This window comes from Rhizobium sp. R634 (genome assembly GCF_002211305.1).
Lineage (GTDB): Bacteria > Pseudomonadota > Alphaproteobacteria > Rhizobiales > Rhizobiaceae > Rhizobium.
In genome coordinates this window covers 259,656-281,917 of the sequence record NZ_LOKW01000003.1, presented here as the reverse complement: position 1 = coordinate 281,917, position 22,262 = coordinate 259,656, and the positions used below count along the sequence as shown (strand labels likewise).

Here is a 22,262-nt window from a genome sequence, read left to right as displayed (position 1 = left end):
GTCGCAAAAGCGGCCCTTTCTGCTGTAAAATAATATCGCGGGGTGGAGCAGCCCGGTAGCTCGTCAGGCTCATAACCTGAAGGCCGCAGGTTCAAATCCTGCCCCCGCAACCAAACAAATAGCCCGCCTCGTGCGGGCTTTTTGTTTGGTAACGGGTCGAGGAGTGAACGCCTCTTCAGGGGCCCGCAAGGAGGCAAAGCCGACGAAGCGGGACAGAAAACCTCCAAATCCTGAACCCGCAACCAAACTTCCCAATATCAGATCAGAACAAAAAGAACTTCAAAGCCCGCGCCAAGCGGGCTTTTGGCGTTTTTGAACGCTGAATCGGCTTTGGATCAGGATCCCGTTTTGAAGAGCGAGTTCGACACCTCAATCCAATCCATTCCGCGCGAGGAATTCGGCCACCTTGATGGTATCCGGGGCACTCGCTGTCTCCCTGAAGTAAGGCAGCGCCTCCCAGAGGCTGCGATCGCCGACGATGTAAAAGCGGCGCTTGGCGGGCGTCAGAGCTACATTCAGTAGGTTCGGCTTTGAAGCGGCCCAGCTGGCCGCTCCCCGATGGTCGGCGTCGGCGCCCAGCACCATGAAGACGATGTCTTCTTCCTTGCCCTGGAACGTATGCACCGTGCCTATGCGCTCCTGCAGCCACTTCGACAGTTTTAGTGGCGAGCGACTGTTGCCGTCCGGATCGATCCACGCTGCACGGGCGAGAGCCTGCTTCAGGCTGTTTTTGATCTCCTTGAACGGCGAGATGATATAAAGATCCGGAAGCGCGCCGTCGCGGCGATAGGTGGCGGTGAGGATATCGACGATGAAGTCCGTCTGTTCCTGAACGTTTTGTTTGCCTGATACCCTGCCCTTGACGTCGATCCAGGCGCTGTCGCCGTAAAATGGCGATGTATCGCCGGCCGGCCGGCGCTCTTTGAGCCCGAAGACCATCTTGTTCTGATAGGCGATCCGGTTGGCAAGGCTGAACATCGGATCGATGCAGCGCCGATGCACCCTGAGAGGGCTGCCGATCCAGAACCCGTCCGCTTCCTCACCAGAGATGATCGTTCCATAGCGGTTGGCATCGGCGAGCATCTGCACGGACGTCCTGTTCGGCGAATATTCCCCGGCCGCCGTATGGGGCGAAAGAGCCGCGGCGGCGGTGATGAGCGCGCTCGGAAGCGTGAAGACCGGTTCGATCTGCTGGGGATCGCCGATCACGATGGCGCGGCGTGCCCGCGACAAGGCTCCGACCGCCGCCTGCGGCACCGCCTGACCGGCTTCATCGATGAAGACCCAGCCGATTGAAGCGGCGCCGAGTCCGCGGAACTGCCGGGCGAAGGATGCGAAGGTGGTCGAGACGACCGGAACGATCATGAAGAGGCTCTGCCAGATCGGCGCGATATGTCCGCCATCGACGGGACTGTTGTTGGACAGCAGCTTGCTGATGGCGACGATGTTTCCGCCAAAACCTCCGCCCTTTCTGCCGACCTCCGCAAGCCATGCCTCATGCAGCGTCAAGGCCGCTTCGAACAATGCCGAACGCAGGCCGGCCAGTTCGTCCTGATGCCACAGCCCGTCGATCTGAAACCGATCGGTCTCAAGATCGGCGAGGCGCCGGGGCAAGGCGGGATGGCCGAGAGCTTCTCCCAGGCGACCGAGCTCTTCTCTCTTCCTGAACCAGATCTCACGTTGCGATCGCAGCGTCTGCTCGGCCTGTTCTTGCTTCCGCAACGCCTTTTCCCATGCAGGCCGATGATTTCGGGCAAGTTGGCTTTCGCACGCGGCGAGGGCCTTGCGCAGTTCCAGCTGCCTGCGGGCATTGCCGACGACATTCTGCCGATGCAGCCGGGCAGGTCCGGTCGACAGCAACCTCTCCCACCACGCCGGGGCACTGCGGTCGAGCAGCTGTTCCTCCTCCTTCAGCTGGGACAATCCGTCCTTGGCCTCGCGCATTTCGGCTGCGAGCCCGTCGCATCGCTCCTTTGCCGGTCGAACTTCGGCTACGGCGGCTTCCACCGCCACAAGCGCTTCCCGGCAGAATGCATCCTGCGAAACGAATGCAACCTCGCCATAAAGAGCGCCGTAGCGTTCAAATTGGCCGATCTTGTCGCGAACCGCGCTATCGGCGGTACGAAACGCCGCCGATGCTTCGGTGAATGCCGGTCCGTCATAGCCCTTCAGCCATTCCCAGATGGTTTGCGGCTTTTCGGCGCCGGACCAGCCGGGCCTTGGCCCGTCGGCGATTTCCATAAATGCGAAACGTTCCTTGAAGGCCCTGCGATTCCGCGAGTTGCCGAGCGCACAGGCGATCAGCCCCCATGGGCGGTCATCCTCGGAAAGTTTGAGGGCGGAGCCATTGTCCTTCTGGCAGGCGATTTTGTGCGCGACCGTCTGTAGATACCGGAACGAAGAACTCTTCGCGATCGAACTTCGCTTCGGAAGATCGCGCGAGATATTTTCGACGGCGGCGTTGTTGGACGAGGCGACGACCATTTCGAATCCCGCAAGGGCCGGGATTAGCGTCGATATCGAAGCGGTACTCCGGTCTGTGAAGATGACGCGGCGCGGCGGTCCGTCGAAGGCGTCGCGCGCCGTCTTCAGGGAGGCGAGGACACGGGCGCGCCGAACGATATTATCCGCAAACATATCACGCAGCAGCGTCGTTTTCCCCGTACCCGGCGGGCCGTTGACCGAGAAGAGGCCGGTTTCCGATAGCTCGCCGATCGCCGAATTGATCGCGAACTGCTGCATCAGGCTCATCGCATGATGAGGCTCGCTCAGCCATCGTCCGCGGTTGAGATTGCCGGGATGCAGAGCGCGGACAATGGCGCGGCGCCCCTCCTCCGAATAGAGGTCGATCCGCTTCTCCTGCGCAAGCGGCGTGAGAAAACGCCGGAGCGGTTCAGGGATATCGCCCAGTTTGACGCTCGCCATCGCTTGCTCGATGTCCTCGATGAAGAAGCTGTTCAGGATGCCGATCTCTTCCTCAGCGCTTGCAATCTCCTCCTCCTCGGCGGCATCCAGCGCATTGCTGTCTTGCGGCGCCGGCAAGGCGATCACTTCGGGTTTTTCCAGCTTGTCCCGGTAGCGTATTTCGACGGCGGCGATGGGCTTTTCCTGCTGCGATGCAAAGCCGGCCCAATCGCAGAGCATTTGATGGAGCGTCAGGATCTCGCCGGCCTCGATCGGTTGATCGGGCATGTCTTCGGAAGAGGAACTCAGCCGGCGCTGCGCTCGAAAGTTTTGAAGCAGTTCTAGGAGCTGCCGCTTGCCGTCGGCAAAGGCTTCGGAGCTGAGCGAGGAAAGGCCGGATTTCCGCACCCGCCCCAAAGCCCAGGGAAGCGTGGAAATGCAGAATGTTTCGAAAATCGGCTGGCCGGCCGGGTTGAGCTGCAGGCTGGCAAAGCAGGTGTCCCCATCGAGATCGCTGCGTTCGGCGTCCTCATATTCGCTGATGTCGTCTGCAGCGCCGTCGAAGTATCTGCGCGCCTCGGCAATCTCGGATTTGCTGAAAACGCCAAGGAACAGGGTAAAGCCCGCAATCTGCTTTTCCTCTGGGATCACCGGACGCCTGAGCGCTGCGCCGTCATCCTCGAGCGTCCCGGCATGCAGCCAGAAAACGCTCTTGCCTTCGCTGGAGACGATACGACTGGAGAGATCGTAGGGAATGAAGAATTCGATCTTGTGCCAGAAATCGAGAACGGCCAGAAGCCGTTCCTTTTCGGCGCCATCAATATTCACCGGCATCGTTCTCGCTGAGCAGTTGCAAAAATAGGCTCACGCTTCTTTTAACAACGATCGCAGCGCAAAATCAAAGACCATGGCAAAATGCGTCCGCAACCGCCCGAACGCAGCTAGGCAACAGACGAAACTTCTTCAATGCAGGCGCGGCCGGCGCTTTTCGGTGAAATGGCGACCTCGATTCCAGCGCACGATGGATTGCGGCAGGATATCCGTCTTATGCGTGGCAGGCTCGGCGGCTGCGCGGATGCGTTCGAGCGCAGCGCCCGCCTTGGCGGCGTACTCGAGCGCGGTCGGGTCGTCCGAATGCACCTCGCAGATCGCAGCCAAGACCGTCTCCGCTTCCTCCAGCCGTTTGCTGGCTGCCAGGGCGATCCCGCGCTTGTAATGCGCCTCGACGAGATGCGGTCCCGTCTCGACAATCTGCCGGAACGTCTCTGCGGCCTGGTCGTATTGGCGCAGGGCAAGCTGCGTGTCGCCAAGCCGCATCCGGATCGGCGTCGGATCGGACGCCCGCTCGACGAGCGCCTTGTAGGCGCTCAGCGCCTCCGTCAGCCTGCCCCGGTCGAACAGCAGGTTGGCAATCCCGAATGCCGCTCCGGCATGGCCGGGAGAGGATTGCAGCACCTGGTTGAAGGCGATCTCCGCCTTGCCTCGGGCTCCGTTGCGATACATCTCAAGCGCCTGCCCGTAGACGAAACGGATGCTGCGCGGGTTGAGCACGCCGTGCAGGTTCAGGCCGTTGCGGGTGCGGAACAGGGTGCAGCTGATCCGTCTTTCCTCCGCGCCGAACATATATTTATAGGGTTCGTTTCCACGCAGGAAGTCATAGGTCTTGAAGCCGCCTTCAATCGCTCGCCGGATGCAGTAGCCGTGCAGGATGAGACCTGGAGATGGCGTCTTCCAGTTTTCGTCGCGTCCGGTGATGTAAAACAGGATGGCCTTCTTCTGCCGGTCGACGATATTTGCCAGTGCACCGAGCGGCTGGTCGCCATGCCAGAAGACCGGCACGTCGAGATTGCCGCTGTTGAAGCAGTCCATCAGCATTTCGCGCGTGGTGATGATCAGCCGCTCGGTCCGCTCGGCGCCTTTGCGGGCGCTCCACTTGATCCGCCAAAGATTGAAGAGGATGTCGAGGTCGCGGTCGATGGTTTCGGCGGTTGCCATCGTGATCCGATAGATATCGTCCCCTTCGACCTTGCGTAGGAACCGCCGCAGCTTCTGGCGCGCCTGGCTGCTCATGCGCTGCTCGAGATAGTCGTCGAAGCTTGCCGGCAGGCAAACGACGGGGCAGATCGTGTTGTCGATATTCTCGCTGTTCTTGGGCGAACTGTCGCGGAAGGTCACCTCCGGCCCCTGCAGCGCCTGGATCATCTTCTCGCGCCGGCCGGCAGGGCCGCAGAAATATTCGAGTTTCAGCTCGGTCCAGTTCTGATGTTTGAGGAATGAGGCAAAGCCGGCAATGGCATGATGCTCGTAATCCGGCCGGGCGATGAAGCCGGTATAATCGGCCGAAAAATTCCCGGCCATTATAATCTCGTCGTAGAAGAGCCCCGTCTTCTCGTTCAGATGCGTGATGAGCCGCAGCGGAAAGAATGCGACATAGGGTGCGTCAGGCTCGCGCTCGCGCAGCGCCAGGATGAACCAGCGGCGCCGGCGCGAGAGATAATTCTTGAGCCAGGTCCAGGAAAGGAAATGCTGCGCATCGGGATCGTCCATGAAGACCTGATCCCAATTGTCGCGTATCGCCTCGAAACCGGCGATGGTGTCGATGATATCTATGCGCAAGCTGCCCCCTCCCAATACCGCATACGACACTCGGGAAGGTTTCATTCTAGTGGGAAACACCGATCGTCAAATAAACCCTCCGGGTGATTTGCATCGCTCAAATAGGATTATTCCTTAGCCGGCGCATAAACCGGGAAGCCGCAGTTCTGTCGAGGAAGATCGCGTGGGGATTCAATGCGGTAGCGCAGCGCGGACCGCCTTCAAAGCTCTCCCGATAACCGCGTGCTCGCATGAATGAAGGCCCAGAGCGTCCGGCTGATGGCAACGATTTCGGCGATCGACTTTTCCAGAAGTTCGATCTCGCGCTCGTCCATCTGCTCGATCTTGCCGTAGCGGATCTCCTTGTCGTCCTCGACGAGCCGCATCAGCTGCGTGCTCGATATGTCTCCCCTCTCGTCGAAGGAATAGATGCAGTGATTGTATTTGTTGCGCGTCTTGGATTCCTTCTTCAGCCGCGACATGGCCGAAAGGATCGTTTTTCGGTCGCCTGGGGAGGTCGAAGCGAGCTTGGCAAGCCGTTCGACCAGATCTATCCGGGCGCGCGTCGTATTGAGCGTCAGGAACACGACGATGGCCGCATCCTTCTCGACCTTGAGAAGATGGGCGATGATATAGATCAGCAGGCTTTCGGTGTTCGTCCAGACATAGTTCAGGCGGCCGACCCGCAACAGGACATCGGACATCGCCGCCATGCTCGACCTTTCTCCCCGTAGGGGGACGACCCATCCCGACAGGGATGCTGCCGCCATTATATCAGAACCGCCGATGGTCCGTGAGATTTTCGGACCGCTCGGGTGAAGCACGGTCAGCGTTCCTTGAAAGCCCGGGACATGCTGTCGGTGATGGGTTTGCTCAGATATTCGAAGAAGGTGCGTTCCGAGGTCTGGATCAGCACTTCGGCCGGCATGCCGGGAACGGGATGGAAATTATGCACCCGCGCAATCTCGGAATCCGGTATTTCGACGCGCACGATATAGACGTCCTTGACCGACATCCCCGCATTCTCCTCGATCGAATCGGCCGAGACGTAGAACACCTTGCCTTCCAGAACCGGCGTCGTGCGCCGGTTGAGCGCCGTCAGGCGGATCGAGGCGGTTTCGCCTTCGCGCAACTGATCGATGGAAGTGCGCAGTACCTGTGCTTCCAAGATCAGCGGCACATGCGCCGGCAGGATTTCCATGATCGGCTTGCCTGTGGTGATGACGCCGCCGGCGGTATGGAAATAGGAGCGCACCACCGTGCCGGATACCGGCGAGCGGATAATGGTGCGCTCGAGCACGCCGGCGGCTTCGCGCATCTGCTCGCGTACGCTGTCCAGATCGGATTCGGCGGTTTCGAGCGCATCGAGTGCGGCCTGCTTGTTGGAGTTGACGGCGATGACGGCTTCCTGGCGGAATTTGGCGATCTCAGCCTCGCTCTCGTTGATCTCGCCGTTGAGACGCGAAATGTCGCCCATCGCATCGGCGATCGCCCGCTCGATCGCCAAGAGATCCGTCTTGCGCATATAGCCGACCTTGACCAGCCGGGCCTTGGCATCGCGTTCCTCGGTCAGCAGCGCCAGCTGCCTTTCGAAGGATTCCCGCTGGCCCTTATAGCCTTCGAAGCGATATTCCAGCGACTTGATGTTCTTCTCGATCAGGTTGAGCTGCTCTTCGAGCTTGATCTGCTTGCTGTGAAAGACGACGTTCTGGCTCTGGATGATTGCGTAGATATCGGGATCGCTCGATTCCTTCATGACGATGTCGGGAATGTGGAACTGCTTGATACCCTGCGCTTCGGCGCGCAGACGCGCGACGACAGCCTCGAGGCGCAGGCGGCGGAGCTGCAGCATCCGCTCGTTCGAGTGCGATGCGGTCGGATCGAGGGTCAGCAGGATATCGCCTTCCCTAACCGTGTCGCCTTCGCTGACGCGCATCTCCTTGATGATGCCGCCCTCCAGATGCTGGACGATCTTGTTGTTGCCGGTCGCGACGAAGCTTCCCTGCGCGATGATCGCCGAGGCAAGCGGCGCGGTCGCGGCCCAGAAGCCGAAGCCTCCGAACGAGGTGAAGAGAACCGTCAGGCCGACGATGCTGTGCAGGCGGATCGAACGCGGCACGTCGCTATACCATTCGAGCTGCGACGAACCTGCCGTCTCCTGTTTTTTCCGTCCCATATCGTTCATCCCTCGATGCGCGGCACCGGCTGGCCGTTATTGCTGTTGTTCTTGGAAAGCGCCTGCAGCACCTCGATCCGCTCGCCGAACATGGCGACCGTCCCGTCCTTGAGCACGAGGATCTTGTCGACGCATTGGAGAAGGGCGGGGCGCTGGGTGATCGTCACGCTGGTGATGCCCTGCTTCTTGGCGTGGAGCAGCGCCTTGGCAAGCGCTGCCTCGCCCTGGGTATCGAGGTTCGAATTCGGCTCGTCGAGAACGACGAATTTCGGATTGCCGAAGAAGGCGCGCGCCAGCGCGATACGCTGCTTCTGGCCGCCGGAAAGCGGAGCGCCGTCGGCCGCGACCATGGTCTCGTAGCCCTGCGGGAAGCTGGCGATGAGCTCGTGCACATCGGCGAGCACGGCGGCCTCGTAGATCTGGTGGTCTTCAACGTCGTCGCGCATGCGGCAGATATTTGCCTTGATCGTTCCGGGGAAGAGCTGCACGTCCTGCGGCAGATAGCCGATGCTTTCGCCGAATTGACGCTGGTCCCAGTTGCGCAGATCCATCAGGTCCAGGCGCACATTCCCCGATGTCGGAACGATGGAACCGACGAGCATCTTGCCGAGCGTCGTTTTGCCCGAACCGGAATTGCCGATGATCGCCAGCGATTCCCCCTTCTTGAGCGAGAAGGAGATGCCGTTGAGAATGACCTTCTTCTGCGGCGGCGGCACGAAGAGAATGCGTTCGACATCGAGCCGGCCTTCGGGATTGGGAAGCCGCAGGCGCGGGAAATTCAATGGCGAGTTCAGCAGCAGGCTTTTGATTCTGCCATAGGCGGCGGCCGATTTGTTGAACTGGTGCCAGCCTTCGATCGCGCCTTCGATCGGCGCCAGCGCCCGTCCCGAGATGATCGAGGCCGCGATGACCATGCCGCCGGTCAGTTCGCCGGAGAGCGACAGATGCGCCCCCCAGCCGAGCAGCGTCACCTGCGTCACCATACGGCAGGCCTTCGAGATACCGGAAAAGATGATGTTGCGGTCCTGCGCTTCGACTTGCGATTTCAGCGATCCCGCCGTCTCCCGGCCCCACATCTTCACCGCCTCGGGGATCATCGCCATGGCATTGATGATCTGCGAATTGCGCGACATGGAATCGAGATGGAAATTCGCGCGGCTGAGATAGCCGTTAGATTCGGCGAATTGCCGCGCCGTGAACTTCTGGTTCAGATAGGCGATGAGGAAAAGCACCGCGCAGCAGGTTAAGATGATGATGCCGAGATGCGGGTGGACGAAATAGACGACGACCACGAAAAACGGCATCAGCGGCGCGTCGAGAAAGGCGATCAGCGTGCCGGACGTCACGAAACCGCGCAGCAACTGCAGATCCTGCAGCGTCTGGTAGTCCTTGCCGCTGCCGTGGAGCGATGCCCTTGCCGCGGCGCTGAGGATTGGCGCGCCGAGCTGCACTTCGAGCTCAACGGCGGTGCGCATCAGGATGAATCGCCGCACGGAATCCATGAAGGCTTGCAGCAATACGGCGCCGAGCACGGCGACCGAGAGCATGACGAGAGTATCGATGGATCGGCTGGTCAGCACCCGGTCGGATATCTGGAACAGATAAAGCGGGATCGCCAGCAGCAGCACGTTGATGGCGATCGTGAACGTCATCACGATCGCCATGTTCTTTCGGACTGCCGCGATGCCGCGCGCGAGGCTGGCGGCGAAATTCACAGGCTCGCTACGCTTGTGAAATCCGCCGCCACTGCCTCCTCCCCCGCCGCCCCCACCGAGATCGGTATCCTTGCCGTTTCCGCCGCCCCCCGCCCGGACGCGCCGGTCGTTTTTGCCGACAGGGCCGCTCTCGCCTTCGATGGTCTTGCCGAACGGCATCGCCGGGCTCGATTTGAGCTCGGTATTCTCTCCCGGCAGTTCGGGTGCCGCTCTCGCTTCATTTTGTGGCTGGGCGCGTGCTTCCAGCGGTTCCGCCGCCGGCGTCTGTACTGCCGGAGCGGGGCGCGCCGTTTCCACAGCCGATGCTGCCGGCGCCACCGTCTTTTGCGGGATGGACGCCTGTGCCGTGCCTGGCTGTTCGCTATCGGCTGTCTCGCCTGCCGCAATTTCTGCCGTCTTTTTGCTGCGATCGGCCGGCGGAGAGCCGGCACCGCTCAGCCTGCGGAGATTCTCGACCGCCTCATTGATCGCGGAGAGACACAGGTCGGTCTTCGCCTCGTCCGAAGGAGCAGCGGAGGGAATATTGCCGGACCTCAGATCCAACGCGCTGCCCGTCGCAAAGACTTGTTTCGAAATCTGATTCATCATCATTCCTTCGCAATACTCTTAAGGTCAGGCGACCACCGCCTGCATGACGTCGGCCGGGTGCGCCGACGACCATGAGAGGTCATTGCCTGCATTGATCACTGCATCGTCGGAACTCGACGGAATGTCGTCGTCGAGGAAGGCGATGACTTCGTTGGCGAGCCTGTCGTCGATCGGTTGCGGCTGTGTCGTGTCATGCTCCACCAGCCCGCCTTGAATGAGGATGGCGTCCGAATAGAGCTGCCCCGCCAGGTAGGTCGTCTGGCCGAAACTGTCGTAGTCGACGATCTCCGCGATGTTGACGACCGCATTGCTGCCGGTGTCGATGGTAATCGTTGCATCGGGATTGGTTTGGAGAAGCGTCGACGCCGCCTGAGTGACATCGTCGGAATCGCCGAGGATGCTGACCTGCTTAATAATGGTCATGTCATAGAGATTGCCGGTGATGTAGAGCACATTGAGCCCGGCATATCCCTGGAAGTTGGCATCGAACGGCAACCCTTCCGGCATGTTGGGATCGCGGTCCTCGATCGCCTTCTGCGTCTCGTACATGTAGTCGGGCATGACCTCGAACGGCGCTCCCGTCCCGACATTGTGGATCGAGGCGAAATTCCAGATGAGGTTGTTGCCCGTCTGTATGTCGGCGCCGGGATCGAGGTCGTCCTCCGCCCGCACCCAGTCATTGTCGTAAAGCAGCGAGATCTGCGTGATGCTGTTGATGTCGAGCACATTGCCGCCGATGATCACCAGATCATATTGCAAGCCCATCTGAAAAAAGGAGGAGAAGTTGATCGCGGTATTGCCGCCGGTCAGCACCGTGGCCTCCGACCCGGAGGTGGTGACCGTCATCGTATCGTTGTCAGTGACGAACTGATACTGCTCGATCCACTGCACGAAGGAGACGTCGCCCTCGATGACGCTGACGCGCCAGCTGTTCGGGAAGGTCGGATCGGCAGGATCGGGTTCGGCATGCTTCGATGGTTCGAAGGTGCTCTGTTCGAAGACGGCGATATTCTTGGCGATCGTTCCCGCTTCCTCGGCCGAATGGCCGGATGAGTGCAGCGCCGCGTCGATCTTGTCATTGTCGGTGTAAACGAACGCCTGGGAGACCGCGTCGATCTGGTGATAGTTGCCCATCACCGCGGATACTGAAGCAATGACGCCGGTATTGATCACCGAGGCGATGTTGACGACGACGTTCGCGCCGGCCGTCACCTCAAGGCTGTTGCCGGCAGGGTCGTTCTGCTCGACGGACGAATTGCTGTCGTCGGGCTCCTCCTCGGGCTTGGCAAGCCCGCGGTCGGGCAAGAAATCGTCAAGGACGGGTATTTCGGTCTCGATCTTGCCGTTGATGAAGGGCGCGTTGACCTCGGGATCGACGGTGACGAAATCATGCGTCACGTCTGAATCGAGCGAGGTCACATCGCTGTTCTTAGCATTCTGGATATAAGTTTGGAGATCCTCGGCGATCTTCAAAGCGCCCTCATAGGTATCGGTCCGATGAAGACTCGCAAAAGGCGTGAATATCTCGGCCTCGCTGCTGAAATCGGCGAGCCGCTCGATGACGAAACTGGTGTCTCGCCCAGCATGGACGCCGTCGGTCATGTCGAGATAGTCGTCGTCGTAAAGCACGTTGACCTGCAGGACATGGCTGATCGACGAGCCAGGCCCGGCATGGACGGTCAGCTCCGGCTCGTCGGACAGCTCAATATCGTCGGGCGAGCCGAAATGCGATAAGGGAATATCCTTCGCGGCAATCGCCGCCAGCTTCTCGAGGCTCTCTTCGAAGACGCGGCCCACATGGCGCGAGGGACTAAAATCGACATCGTAGCTGCCGCTTTTGTAGGCGATGCCGGGATCGTAATCCTTGAGCTGGAAAACCGAAGAGAAGGCAGTCGCAAAAGCCTCCTGATCCGGCAGAGCCGGCCCATCCACGTCGGGACGTTGTCCCTCGGCATGTTTGATGCGCGCCCTCATCTCATCGGTGGTCATTTCGAAGAGACCGATGAAATGCGCAATGATCTCCGAAATCTTCTCGACATGCATGGTTCGGCCCTCCCATTCGAGATGACGATCGGCCTTGGGGCGCCTCCTCGCAGGAGCCGCGGTGTGGTCGTCAAAACGTTCTCAAGCAGTCAAGCTGCACCGGCTGGAGCCGGTGCAGCTGGTCTTGGTCTTTGGAGGTCGGTGTCAGGTGCCAGTATCTTCGCCCACGTCGGAGGTAGTGGAATTGCCGCCGATGACGCTGGAGTCGACAGTGTTGCTCAGCAGGTTCGCACCCTGAACGAGCTCGAGGTGGAAGCCGGAATTGGCAAGGATTGCCGAAGCATCGGCTGCGCTCGAGCCGCTGGCGTCGTCGCCGGCGTCGAGATCCCAGCGCCTGCCGTCCATCTCCATGCCTTCCGCACTGTCGGCTGTGCCGCCGTTGGAGTTCAGATTGTTGTTGGCTCCGGCGTTGTCCATCCTGACGTTCCAGGCATCGTCCTGGTCGGCCAGATGGTTTGCCTGCACGGCGCTGAAGCCGCTGTCGTTGCCTGCGCCGCCGAGCGAGTTGTTGAGGATGCTGTCGACATCCAGGGTGAAGGAGAAATCGTCGCCGATGTTGAAGGTGAGGTCGCCTCCGGCAATGCCGAGGTTGTCGAAGTCCTTGACGTCTTCGAGAACGGCAAAGTCCGTATCCGTCTTGTTGAAGCTGTCGGAGGTGTTGTAGCTGTCGCTGACCGTCTTGGTGTCCGTATCCGTGATGGTCTTGGTATCGGTATCCGTGATGGTTTTGGTATCAGTGTCCGTGATAGTCTTGGTATCGGTGTCCGTTATAGTCTTCGTGTCGGTGTCCGTGATGGTCTTCGTGTCTGTGTCGGTGATCGTCTTGGTGTCGTCGTCGCTGTCGTAGCTCCAGTCGTAGTCGTTGTCGCGGTTGTCGCCGTTGTTGGCGGAAATATCGGCCGTCACGGCGACATCGACGCTGTTGTCCTGGTTGTCGCGATTGTCGCCATTGGCAACGCCGACATAGCCAGTGGAGCCGTCGTCGACTTCCGTTGAATTGACGGCGCTGTTGGCAAAGCCGTCGGCGAGCGCCCCGATCTTGTCATGCTTATAGACGTCAGCCATTGCAGTTCTCCAGAAAAACCGGAGCAGCTTTTCGAAATCCCTCTCATCTCAAATGGGATTTTGCTCGCGCTCGCTCCGATACGGTTAAAATCGGCAGATGGAGTCGATACTAATCATCTGCGGTTTCGTCGCGGTTTGTTGATCAAATTGGTATTGGGAACGTACGCACTCAGTACAAGGCCGCACATATCCAGTCCCATATCCAAGAGCGGATATGGAATTTTCATGCTTGCTTTTTGTTGACTTCCCTCAGAGAAGGCCGTGTAAAGAAAAAGACATGACGATACCTGGCTCTTCCATGTCTCCACTTGGAGACGATCACAGATTGCTGGAAAAACTACGGTTTCGATAGATATCAATTCGGGCTAAGGCAGGACATATGGTGCCTGATGATCCACTCGTCCTTCAGTCGCTTGGGGGGCGCTCCATGACCGGCCGTGGGTACTCTGAACCGAGAAGAACCCGGAGTTGTAGCGGTCGCGGCCTCGGCGAGAAGGAATCTCGAGTGTCTTCCGTCTCGATTTAATCTCGTCCGGTATGACGGAATCATGATAAAATGTACTGAAATACTACATCCTGCCGGTTACTCTTTAAGAGGCTGGATGTAGCCCTTAAGTATCTGTTCTAGTAGAAATGCAACCGATACATTGTATTTCGATGGTTTCACTCCCAAAAACTAATTAGTTTGGGCCATTTCCTTCCTTCTCAATCCGTATTAACATAATTAAGAAATGTCTAAAAAATAAGGCGGTGACGTCCGGGTCTGACATTTCATAATATTGAGTACCCGCCATCGCTGAACGTCTGAGTAAAGTGTAACGCTAGGGGAGGCGTATATGTTCATGACAGGCTCAGGAATGGAGAATGCGGACCAGGGGAGGAAGTTAGGTCCTTCAGGAGATACTATCGCAGTGGTCGCCAAGGCAGATCTGTTTTCAGAATGCATGGTGGAGGCACTGTCAAAGAAATTTCCAAACTGTGAAGTGGCAAGCATATCGAGTACAAAACCGGTATTGGAAAAAGATACCAGCGATATGAAGCTGGTTTTATTCTACCATATACCCGGTCCCGAACTGCACGAAGCGCTGCAGGCCCTCCGCGAAAACCACCCGGAAACCTCGATCGGTCTCGTCGTCGAGGCAATCGATATGCTCGAACCCTATGTCAGCCGGCTGGTTGAAGCAAGGATCATCGACGGTGTCCTGCCGCTCAACCTGCGGCTCGATGTCTTCATGGCCGCGGTGGATCTCTTGATGAAGGGCGGCGAGCATTTTCCGTCAGCGCTTCTCAATCGTCTGACCAACAAGAACGCTCAGCTGGAGCCTTCTCTCTATCAGACGAAATCGGTCGATGCGGCGCGCAGCAATGCGCTCAAGCTACGGCGCGACAGCATCTCCGCTTTGACGACCCGGGAAGTTCAGATCCTGGATCTCATATGCAAGGGAACGCAGAACAAGATCATCGCCGACAAGCTGCATCTTTCGGAAAACACCGTGAAGGTTCACGTCCGCAACATCTATAAGAAGATGAACGTCCGCAACCGCACGGAAGCAGCGTCCCGCTTCTTCAACGAGCATCCCGTCGGCGAAGACGACATGTCGGCCCGCTGGCGCAACTGATGCAATGCCTGGCAGCGCCGCACGCTTTCAGGCGGCGCGAAAGATGTGAGGCATTTAAAGCCGTAAGGAACTTGCGGCAGGCTCAGATCGAAGGACGCGCAAAGCAGCGCGACTTCTGTCCGAAGCCGCTTGGCGAACAGATATAGGGCGCCGAGCCGTGATAGGTTGCGGCCGTCGCCGCAGCCGGGCGGGCGGGCCGGTCGGCGGGATAGGCATAGGCCTTCGGAGCGCGCGGCGCTTCGGCCACGACGATCGCCTTTTTCGCGACCACGGCGACATCGTCGTCGACGGCCGAGCATGACATCGGTCCGATCGCAAGAAGGGCCGTTCCCCATACGCACACCGCCAAGCGGAGGCGCCGGCTTTTCAGTCGCGCTTCATCCTGATTTTTCAACATGGCAAATCCCTCGCACATGGGGCTTCCGGATGCAAGACCGGCCGCCCCCTCACGCTCCTTCGTATCTTAGCTTCATTGAGTGAAGCTGGAGATGAGGCTGGAAGATCTTATAGCATAAGATGGTTCGGAATGATTAATCATTTGTTACTTTTAAGAATAGTTGCGTAATTATTTTGGATACTTGCACTTTTTGAAGTTGACCGCGGCAGCAAACGTCTTATCATTTTAATAGTAAATCAGTTATCCGAAGAATAACTCAAAAGTTATTCATTTTTGGATAGTCAGTAAAATGAATATCCAGGACGGATAAGGAGGATATGAGTGCATAACAAATCAAAAGACTAAATACATGGGAAGGAGTTTGTAATGCGTAGTTTCGTTCCCAGCGAAGGCTATTCTGAAATATCGAAGGTATCGGCGCTGCAGGGGGTGCGTACGGTGCTTGTGAATGGCGGGGCCGGCTTCCTCGGTTCGCACCTCTGCGAGAGACTTCTGCACCGCGGCCACCGCGTCATATGCCTCGACAATTTTTCCACCGGTCGCCGTTCGAACGTCGATCACCTTCTGTCGAACGCCCGTTTCCACATCGTCGATCACGATGTTCGCCAGCCCTTCGATATCGAAGCGTCGCTCATCTTCAACTTCGCTTCTCCCGCCTCCCCGCCCGATTATCAGCGGGATCCGGTCGGCACGCTGCTCACCAATGTGCTCGGTGCCGTCAACACCCTGGATTGCGCGCGCAAGACCGGCGCGACGGTCGTTCAGTCGTCGACCTCCGAGATCTATGGCGACCCGAACCAGAGCCCGCAGCGCGAAACCTATTGCGGCAACGTCAATCCGATCGGGCCGCGCGGCTGCTACGATGAAGGCAAGCGCAGTGCCGAAACCCTGTTTTTCGATTATCACAGGACCTACGGCGTCGACATCAAGGTCGGCCGCATCTTCAACACCTATGGGCCGCGCATGCGTCTGGATGACGGCCGGGTGGTCTCCAACTTCATCGTCCAGGCCCTGCGCAATGACGACCTGACGATCTATGGCGATGGCGAGCAGACCCGCTCCTTCTGCTATGTCGACGATCTCGTCGAAGGTTTCCTTCGGTTTTCGGCCGCCGGCAGCGCATGCATCGGACCGATCAATCTCGGCAATCCGCTCGAGATCACCGTTCGCCGGCTGGCGGAAATCATTCTGGAGCTGACGAATTCGCGCTCCAGGATCGTCCACCTGCCGAGGGTCACCGACGATCCGCGCCAGCGGCGGCCGGATATTTCCAAGGCCATGACCGAACTGGACTGGCAGCCCCTGGTCGGCCTCGAAACCGGCCTGGCGCGCACCGTCGATTATTTCGACGGCGTGCTTGCCGGCGAGGAAAAGGCGGAGGCGATATGAGATGCCCCGCTACATTCTGGTTACCGGCGGCGCCGGTTTCATAGGCAGTCATATCTGCAAAGCATTGTCGCGCGCCGGCATGGTGCCGGTCACCTACGACAATCTCTCGACGGGGCATGCCGACAGCGTACGTTGGGGCCCGCTCATTCGGGGCGAACTCGCCGATGCCGCCGCGCTGCGGCGGACGATGGCGGAATTTTCTCCCGATTGCGTCATTCATTGCGGTGCCAATGCCTATGTCGGCGAATCCGTCGACATGCCGAGAAAATATTACCGCAACAATGTCGTCGGCAGCCTCACGCTGCTCGAAGCCTGTCTCGATCAGGATATCGAGCGGATCGTCTTTTCGAGCAGCTGCGCCACCTATGGCGTTCCCGACTCGCTGCCGATATGCGAGGAAAGCCTGCAGCATCCGGTCAATCCCTATGGGCGCACCAAGCTGATCTTCGAGATGGCGCTCGAGGATTTCGCCGCCGCCTATGGCATCCGCTTCGCAGCGCTGCGTTATTTCAATGCGGCCGGAGCCGATCCGGACGGCGAGCTCGCCGAACGTCATTTCCCGGAGACCCATCTCATTCCTCGCGCCCTTCTCGCGGCCGCCGGCAAGCTGGAAAGGCTCGATATCTTCGGCACCGACTATGCGACCGAGGACGGGACCTGTGTCCGCGACTATGTCCATGTCAGCGATCTCGCCCAGGCGCATCTTGCCGCTGTCAATCATCTGATGGCGGACGGCGGCTCGCTCAGCCTCAATCTCGGCTCCGGCCGCGGCACATCGGTCCGTGAGATTCTCGAAGCGATCCGCCGTACGACCGGCCGGGAAGTTCCCGTCCGTTATCGCTCGCGGCGCATCGGCGATCCGCCGATCCTCTTTGCCAATACTGCAAGGGCGCAGATGGAACTCGGCTTCACTCCGGCCCTTTCGGATATCGATACGATCATCCGCACCGCCGGTCCCACCTTCGGACTGGAGGTGAGGGCATGAGCGATACGCTGCACATGAACCATGGCATCGGGACGGCCAAGGCCGTCGCCACTTATATGTTCGATCCTGTTTTCGCAGGTTGGAAACGCGCTGTTTACGGCTTCGGCATCCTCTGCTGGCTGGCCTCGCTCGGGTTTTTCTGGATCTGGTGGTGCCAGTCCGCCCATATCATTTCCTGGGCGGCCTTCGTGGTCATCACCGCCGTCCTTGCCTGGATCACGCTGGTGCCGGCCTATTTCATCCTGATCTTCCTCGATGCGAGGACGGTCAGCCCGCTGGCGCGGCTGCCGCAGGGGCGAGTGGCGATGGTCGTCACCAAGGCACCATCCGAGCCCTTCGCCGTCGTTCGAGCGACACTTCAGGCGATGCTCAATCAGGTCGGTGTCGATTTCGACGTCTGGCTGGCTGACGAAGACCCTTCGGACGAAACCAGGCGCTGGTGCGCAGAGCACGGCGTGCAGATCTCCACCCGAAAAGGAGTGGCCGAGTATCATCGCACGGCCTGGCCGCGCCGGACGCGCTGCAAGGAAGGCAACCTCGCCTATTTCTACGACCATTTCGGCTATGAGCGCTACGATTTCGTCGCCCAGTTCGATGCCGATCACGTGCCGACCCCGACCTATCTCCGGGAAATCCTGCGTCCCTTCGCCGATCCGGAGATCGGCTATGTCTCGGCACCCAGCATCTGCGATGCCAATGCCGATTTAAGCTGGGCGGCGCGCGGCAGGCTCTATGCCGAGGCAAGCCTGCACGGTTCGCTGCAGACCGGCTATAATAACGGCTGGGCGCCTCTCTGCATCGGCTCTCATTATGCGGTCCGCACCGCCGCCCTCCGTCAGATCGGCGGCCTCGGCCCGGAACTTGCCGAAGATCATTCGACGACGCTGATGATGAATGCCGGCGGCTGGCGCGGCGTGCATGCCGTCGATGCGATCGCCCATGGCGACGGCCCGGCGAATTTCGCCGATCTCGTCGTCCAGGAGTTCCAATGGTCGCGCAGCCTCGTCACCATCCTACTGCAATATTCCCGCCGCTACGTCGCTCCTCTGCCCTGGCGGCTGAAATTCCAGTTCGTCTTCTCGCAGCTCTGGTATCCGCTCTTCTCCGCCTTCATGGCCGTGATGTTCCTGTTGCCGGTGGCCGCCTTGCTGACGGGCCAGGTCTTCGTCGACGTGACCTATCCGGATTTCCTGTTGCACTTCACGCCGATGTCGATCGTGCTGACGCTGTTTGCCTTCTTCTGGCGCGCGACGGGAACCTTCAGGCCGTATAATGCGAAACTCTTCGGCTGGGAGGGGTTGGCCTTCATCTTCCTGCGCTGGCCCTGGTCGCTTGCCGGCAGCCTCGCCGCCGTTCGCGATCATATCTCCGGCTCCTTCGTCGATTTCCGCATCACGCCGAAGGGGAAGCAGCAGCAGCACTCCTTGCCGCTGCGCGTCATCGTCCCCTATATCGGGCTCGCCGGCCTTTGCGCCGCCGCTATGGCGCTCGCCACCGACGCCGCTGCCGCCCAGGGCTTTTACATCTTCGCCGCGATGAACCTCTCGATCTACCTGGCGCTGACGGTGCTGATCGTCGTCCGCCATGCGATCGAAAACGATCTGTCGATGCTGCCGCAATCGCGCGGGCCGTGGTTCGCCACCGCCATGGGACTTGCTATCTGCGTCACCGGCGGCATGCAGGCCGGCAATCATGGCCTGCGCAGCCTCGAGGCCCTTTCCCATGGCCAGACGATCGTCAGCTTCAGCCAATCGCAATTTACCGTAGCCGGCGCCGGCCTCGGCGGCGGCAAGACCAGGATCGTGAAGTTCCGCCTCAAATGGAATGGGTTCGGAAACACGGGACGTGCCGAACAGGGTGTGTGAGCCGGCGGAACCGGCGAGTGTCGAGAAGGAGAATGTAATGCGTATCGGATCGAGACTACACGGAGCTGCTCTTGCGCTCAGCCTGTGCCTGCCGCTGGCGGCCCATGGCGCCGAGACCGCCGAAAAGAAGACGGCGCCGACGCCGCTCAGCGCCTTTGAACTCTATCGGATCTATGGCGACAAGACCTGGGTCTGGAATACCGGCGGCGGCCGTTTCTTCGACGACGGCCGGCGGTTCGTCGCCTGGGTGAACGACAAGGGCAAGCAGTCCTTCGCCGAAGGCAGATGGGTGGTCGACGATCTCGGCCAGCTCTGCATGCGCGCCACCTGGACCAATGCTGAAGGTGCAGCCCGCGCCAGCACCTGTTTCGGTCACCGCAAGATCGGCAACACGATCTATCAGCGGCGCCAGCCGGACGGCAACTGGTACATCTTCCGCCATGCATCGGTACGGGAGGACGACGAGTTCGGCAAGCTCGTTTCCACGGACACGGTCAGTGCGAAAGCGCGCGACCTGAAGCAGGACCTGCTGAACCAGGAAGTAGCCCGAAAAGGAGGGTGAGCCATGAAGAAGCTGATCAAAAAAAACCTCTCGACCGTCGCGATGGCGCTGCTGTTGCTGTCGGTCGCGGATCTGCCCGGTCGAAGCGAGGTGCAATATGCGGGCATTGCCCCGAACCCGGCGGCGAGCGTGCGAACGATCCTCGATAAGCGCCCCGTCCTTCATGCCGAGGGCATCAAGTTCGGCGCCTACGATCCGCACGGAGACTTCGGGGCACAGACGAACGTCTCGACCGAAGCCCTGTTCCTACCGTGGGAAGACGTCGACCTGGAGACGCTGCGCGTCGCCGACGCTTATGCGCTGGCGAGAGGCCGCAACTTGCTGATAACGGTGGAGCCGTGGTCTTGGGACGTGGATTGGCGACTGACCTCCGCCCAGCTTCGCGCCAAGGTCCTGCGAGGCGACTATGATGTCAACATGCGGGCGATCGCGCAGATGATAACCCAGCTGAAAAGCCCGGTGATCGTCCGCTGGGGACAGGAGATGGAAGACAAGTCGGGCCGGTTTTCCTGGGCCGGCTGGAGCCCGCAGGACTATATCACGGCCTATAAGCGGATGATGGACATCGTTCGCGAGGAGGCGCCCGGCACCAAGGTAATGTGGTCGCCGAAGGGCGAGCCGGGCCTGCAGGACTACTACCCCGGCGACGATTATGTCGATCTCGTCGGGCTCTCGGTCTTCGGGCTGGAGCGCTACGACGAGCTTGCCCACAACGGCCACCGGACATTCTCCGAGGCACTGAAGCCGGGCTACGATCTCGTCGCCGGCTACGGTAAGCCCATCTGGGTAGCCGAGCTCGGCTATGAGGGGAGCGACGGCTACATGAAGCCCTGGATGGAAACCGTCACGCTGAAGCAGAGCGCCTTCCCGAACCTGGAGGAAGTGGTCTATTTCAACGATCGGGATGTGAATCCCTGGCCGTTCGATCTCGGCCGGCCGGATTGGCGCGTGGTCCAGAACGCCAGCAATTAGAGCTAAGCAGGCGCAAATGCTCTAGCCAAAAGCAAGAGAGAGGCCCGCCGGGGTTTTGCGGGCCTCTCCTCTCATGTCAGGCAAGCGATCATCCCTTGAGCGTTGCCTTACCCTCTTCGACGAGCCGGGTCGCCGCATCGGCGGGCGATGTCCGTTCGAAGGCGAGTTCGTCGCAGATCGGGCGCAGCACGCGCTGGTCGAACTGGGTTGCGCCCATCGGCACCGGCGGCGGATATTCACCCACCTGATCCTTGAGGAAATTGACGTATTTGACCGTTTCCTGCTCCGTCGGATTGAGCTGGGGCAGGATGGCCTCACGCACGGTCGGCGACATCGGCACGCCGCGCTCGACGCCGAGGATCTTGCCGGCTTCGACATCGTTGACGAAGAAGTCGATGAATTTCGCGGCCGCTTCGCCGTTCTTCGTCGTGGCGCCGACACTCCAGATCAGGGCGGGGCGGTAATAGTGGCCCGACGGCCCGCCCTTCTTTTCCCGCGGCAGCATGGTGATGCCGAGCTTGTTCTTGATGATCAGCTGATAGCCGACCATCTGATTGGAATAGGCCATGCCGATCACCGACTTGCCGATACCAAGCGCATTGGTGTCGATGGTGTTCTGATCGAGCGTCTGGACGTCGGCGGCAACGGTGCCGCCCGCCTTGCGCAGCGTCTCCCAGTATTCGAACCATTCTCGGGCATCGTCGGCCGTAAAGCCGAGCCCGACACTTTCCTTGGCAAAGAGGCTCTTGCCGCGCTGGCGCAGCCAGGCGTCGAACACATAGGCGTAGCGTGCCGCATAGGGGCCGCCGGCCTTGCCGGAAGCCTTGGTAAGTTCCACGGCGAGCTTGGCATATTCATCCCAGGTAAGATCGGCCGTCGGCAGCGGGATGCCTGCCTTTTCGAATTCGACCGTGTCGAAGAACATGGAGAAAGAGTTGAGGCCGAGGCCGACACCATAGAGCTTGCCGTCGATGGTGGTCAGTTTCAGCATGTCGGCGCCGAAGGACTGGACCTTCAGCGTCGAGGGCACGAATTCGTCGAGCGGCATGCAGGCGCCGCGCTTGGAATAATCCGAGATGGTTCCCGGTTCGAGTTGGAAGATGTCGGCGATCGAGCGGCCGGCCATCTGCGTGGCGAGCTTTGTCCAGTAGCCGTCGCCGGAAAGCGATTCGCCGACGATCGTGACGCCTGACGTCTTCGACTGGTAGAGCTTGGCGACGTCGAGCGTCCGCTTGGCGCGGTCATTGGATCCCCACCACATGGCGCGCAGCGACGCGTCTTCGGCAAAGGCCGGAACGGCGCTGCCCGCGCCGAAGGCGAGACCGGCGGCAGCACCCGCTGACCCCATCAGGAATGAACGGCGATTGACCTGCATGATATCCTCCTT

Annotated in this window: 15 protein-coding genes and 1 tRNA gene; 7 read left to right on the top strand and 9 right to left on the bottom strand. The window is 59.9% G+C overall.

Annotation, left to right across the window (positions count from 1 at the left end; genetic code table 11):
* Window positions 1-36: 36 nt before the first annotated feature.
* Window positions 37-113: transfer RNA gene (locus ATY77_RS07020), tRNA-Met, on the top strand.
* Between the two features lie 256 nt (window positions 114-369).
* On the opposite strand, the gene ATY77_RS07015 is transcribed toward ATY77_RS07020, so the two are convergent.
* The 7 genes from ATY77_RS07015 to ATY77_RS06985 form a co-directional block, all read right to left on the bottom strand.
* Window positions 370-3,738: an ATP-binding protein gene (locus tag ATY77_RS07015; protein ID WP_088686685.1), complete on the bottom strand. Its 3,369-nt coding sequence runs from the start codon at window positions 3,736-3,738 to the stop codon at window positions 370-372.
* A 129-nt stretch (window positions 3,739-3,867) separates the two neighbouring features.
* The gene (locus tag ATY77_RS07010; RefSeq protein ID WP_190237589.1) at window positions 3,868-5,565 is read right to left on the bottom strand and encodes a GNAT family N-acetyltransferase; all 1,698 of its coding nucleotides are present in this window, start codon (window positions 5,563-5,565) and stop codon (window positions 3,868-3,870) included.
* 155 nt (window positions 5,566-5,720) lie between these two features.
* Window positions 5,721-6,212 (bottom strand): hypothetical protein, encoded by a 492-nt coding sequence (locus ATY77_RS07005; protein ID WP_088686683.1) that lies wholly within the window; start codon window positions 6,210-6,212, stop codon window positions 5,721-5,723.
* A gap of 113 nt (window positions 6,213-6,325) precedes the next feature.
* A complete protein-coding gene (locus ATY77_RS07000) occupies window positions 6,326-7,675 on the bottom strand; it encodes an HlyD family type I secretion periplasmic adaptor subunit (protein WP_088676340.1) in 1,350 nt (449 codons plus the stop codon).
* A 5-nt stretch (window positions 7,676-7,680) separates the two neighbouring features.
* Entirely contained in the window at window positions 7,681-9,975 is a 2,295-nt protein-coding gene (locus tag ATY77_RS06995) for a type I secretion system permease/ATPase (protein ID WP_088686706.1), read from the bottom strand.
* 27 nt (window positions 9,976-10,002) lie between these two features.
* A complete protein-coding gene (locus ATY77_RS06990) occupies window positions 10,003-12,021 on the bottom strand; it encodes a hypothetical protein (RefSeq protein ID WP_088686682.1) in 2,019 nt (672 codons plus the stop codon).
* A gap of 144 nt (window positions 12,022-12,165) precedes the next feature.
* Window positions 12,166-13,086, bottom strand: a complete 921-nt coding sequence (locus ATY77_RS06985) for a fibrinogen-binding protein (RefSeq protein ID WP_088686681.1) — start codon at window positions 13,084-13,086, stop codon at window positions 12,166-12,168.
* An 836-nt stretch (window positions 13,087-13,922) separates the two neighbouring features.
* Between ATY77_RS06985 and ATY77_RS06980 the strand changes: the two genes are divergently transcribed.
* Window positions 13,923-14,705: a response regulator transcription factor gene (locus tag ATY77_RS06980; RefSeq protein ID WP_088676343.1), complete on the top strand. Its 783-nt coding sequence runs from the start codon at window positions 13,923-13,925 to the stop codon at window positions 14,703-14,705.
* A gap of 82 nt (window positions 14,706-14,787) precedes the next feature.
* Here ATY77_RS06980 and ATY77_RS06975 read toward each other — a convergent pair whose 3' ends face one another.
* Complete coding sequence (locus ATY77_RS06975; RefSeq protein ID WP_088676936.1) at window positions 14,788-15,102, bottom strand: hypothetical protein; 315 nt, start codon at window positions 15,100-15,102, stop codon at window positions 14,788-14,790.
* Window positions 15,103-15,468: 366 nt separating this feature from the next.
* Between ATY77_RS06975 and ATY77_RS06970 the strand changes: the two genes are divergently transcribed.
* The 5 genes from ATY77_RS06970 to ATY77_RS06950 are packed head-to-tail and all read left to right on the top strand — an operon-like array spanning window position 15,469 to window position 20,875.
* Window positions 15,469-16,491, top strand: coding sequence for a UDP-glucuronic acid decarboxylase family protein (locus ATY77_RS06970; protein ID WP_088686680.1), 1,023 nt, complete (start codon window positions 15,469-15,471; stop codon window positions 16,489-16,491).
* Between the two features lies 1 nt (window position 16,492).
* Window positions 16,493-17,476, top strand: coding sequence for a UDP-glucose 4-epimerase GalE (gene galE / locus ATY77_RS06965; RefSeq protein WP_088686679.1), 984 nt, complete (start codon window positions 16,493-16,495; stop codon window positions 17,474-17,476).
* Window positions 17,473-19,341, top strand: coding sequence for a glycosyltransferase family 2 protein (locus ATY77_RS06960; RefSeq protein ID WP_088686678.1), 1,869 nt, complete (start codon window positions 17,473-17,475; stop codon window positions 19,339-19,341). Before galE ends, ATY77_RS06960 begins: the two co-directional genes overlap by 4 nt.
* A gap of 37 nt (window positions 19,342-19,378) precedes the next feature.
* Window positions 19,379-19,903 (top strand): DUF995 domain-containing protein, encoded by a 525-nt coding sequence (locus tag ATY77_RS06955; RefSeq protein ID WP_088686677.1) that lies wholly within the window; start codon window positions 19,379-19,381, stop codon window positions 19,901-19,903.
* Between the two features lie 3 nt (window positions 19,904-19,906).
* On the top strand, window positions 19,907-20,875 hold the full coding sequence (locus ATY77_RS06950) for a glycosyl hydrolase (protein WP_088676348.1): 969 nt from the start codon (window positions 19,907-19,909) through the stop codon (window positions 20,873-20,875).
* Between the two features lie 88 nt (window positions 20,876-20,963).
* On the opposite strand, the gene ATY77_RS06945 is transcribed toward ATY77_RS06950, so the two are convergent.
* The gene (locus tag ATY77_RS06945) at window positions 20,964-22,250 is read right to left on the bottom strand and encodes an ABC transporter substrate-binding protein (protein ID WP_088686676.1); all 1,287 of its coding nucleotides are present in this window, start codon (window positions 22,248-22,250) and stop codon (window positions 20,964-20,966) included.
* Between the last annotated feature and the right edge of the window lie 12 nt (window positions 22,251-22,262).

What these genes read in the sequence shown, in the direction of transcription:
- ATY77_RS07015 (WP_088686685.1), bottom strand. Translation starts at nt 3,738, where the DNA reads ATGCCGGTGAATATTGATGGCGCCGAAAAGGAACGGCTTCTGGCCGTT.
- ATY77_RS07010 (WP_190237589.1), bottom strand. Translation starts at nt 5,565, where the DNA reads ATGAAACCTTCCCGAGTGTCGTATGCGGTATTGGGAGGGGGCAGCTTG.
- ATY77_RS07005 (WP_088686683.1), bottom strand. Translation starts at nt 6,212, where the DNA reads ATGGCGGCGATGTCCGATGTCCTGTTGCGGGTCGGCCGCCTGAACTAT.
- ATY77_RS07000 (WP_088676340.1), bottom strand. Translation starts at nt 7,675, where the DNA reads ATGGGACGGAAAAAACAGGAGACGGCAGGTTCGTCGCAGCTCGAATGG.
- ATY77_RS06995 (WP_088686706.1), bottom strand. Translation starts at nt 9,975, where the DNA reads ATGAATCAGATTTCGAAACAAGTCTTTGCGACGGGCAGCGCGTTGGAT.
- ATY77_RS06990 (WP_088686682.1), bottom strand. Translation starts at nt 12,021, where the DNA reads ATGCATGTCGAGAAGATTTCGGAGATCATTGCGCATTTCATCGGTCTC.
- ATY77_RS06985 (WP_088686681.1), bottom strand. Translation starts at nt 13,086, where the DNA reads ATGGCTGACGTCTATAAGCATGACAAGATCGGGGCGCTCGCCGACGGC.
- ATY77_RS06980 (WP_088676343.1), top strand. Translation starts at nt 13,923, where the DNA reads ATGTTCATGACAGGCTCAGGAATGGAGAATGCGGACCAGGGGAGGAAG.
- ATY77_RS06975 (WP_088676936.1), bottom strand. Translation starts at nt 15,102, where the DNA reads ATGTTGAAAAATCAGGATGAAGCGCGACTGAAAAGCCGGCGCCTCCGC.
- ATY77_RS06970 (WP_088686680.1), top strand. Translation starts at nt 15,469, where the DNA reads ATGCGTAGTTTCGTTCCCAGCGAAGGCTATTCTGAAATATCGAAGGTA.
- galE (WP_088686679.1), top strand. Translation starts at nt 16,493, where the DNA reads ATGCCCCGCTACATTCTGGTTACCGGCGGCGCCGGTTTCATAGGCAGT.
- ATY77_RS06960 (WP_088686678.1), top strand. Translation starts at nt 17,473, where the DNA reads ATGAGCGATACGCTGCACATGAACCATGGCATCGGGACGGCCAAGGCC.
- ATY77_RS06955 (WP_088686677.1), top strand. Translation starts at nt 19,379, where the DNA reads ATGCGTATCGGATCGAGACTACACGGAGCTGCTCTTGCGCTCAGCCTG.
- ATY77_RS06950 (WP_088676348.1), top strand. Translation starts at nt 19,907, where the DNA reads ATGAAGAAGCTGATCAAAAAAAACCTCTCGACCGTCGCGATGGCGCTG.
- ATY77_RS06945 (WP_088686676.1), bottom strand. Translation starts at nt 22,250, where the DNA reads ATGCAGGTCAATCGCCGTTCATTCCTGATGGGGTCAGCGGGTGCTGCC.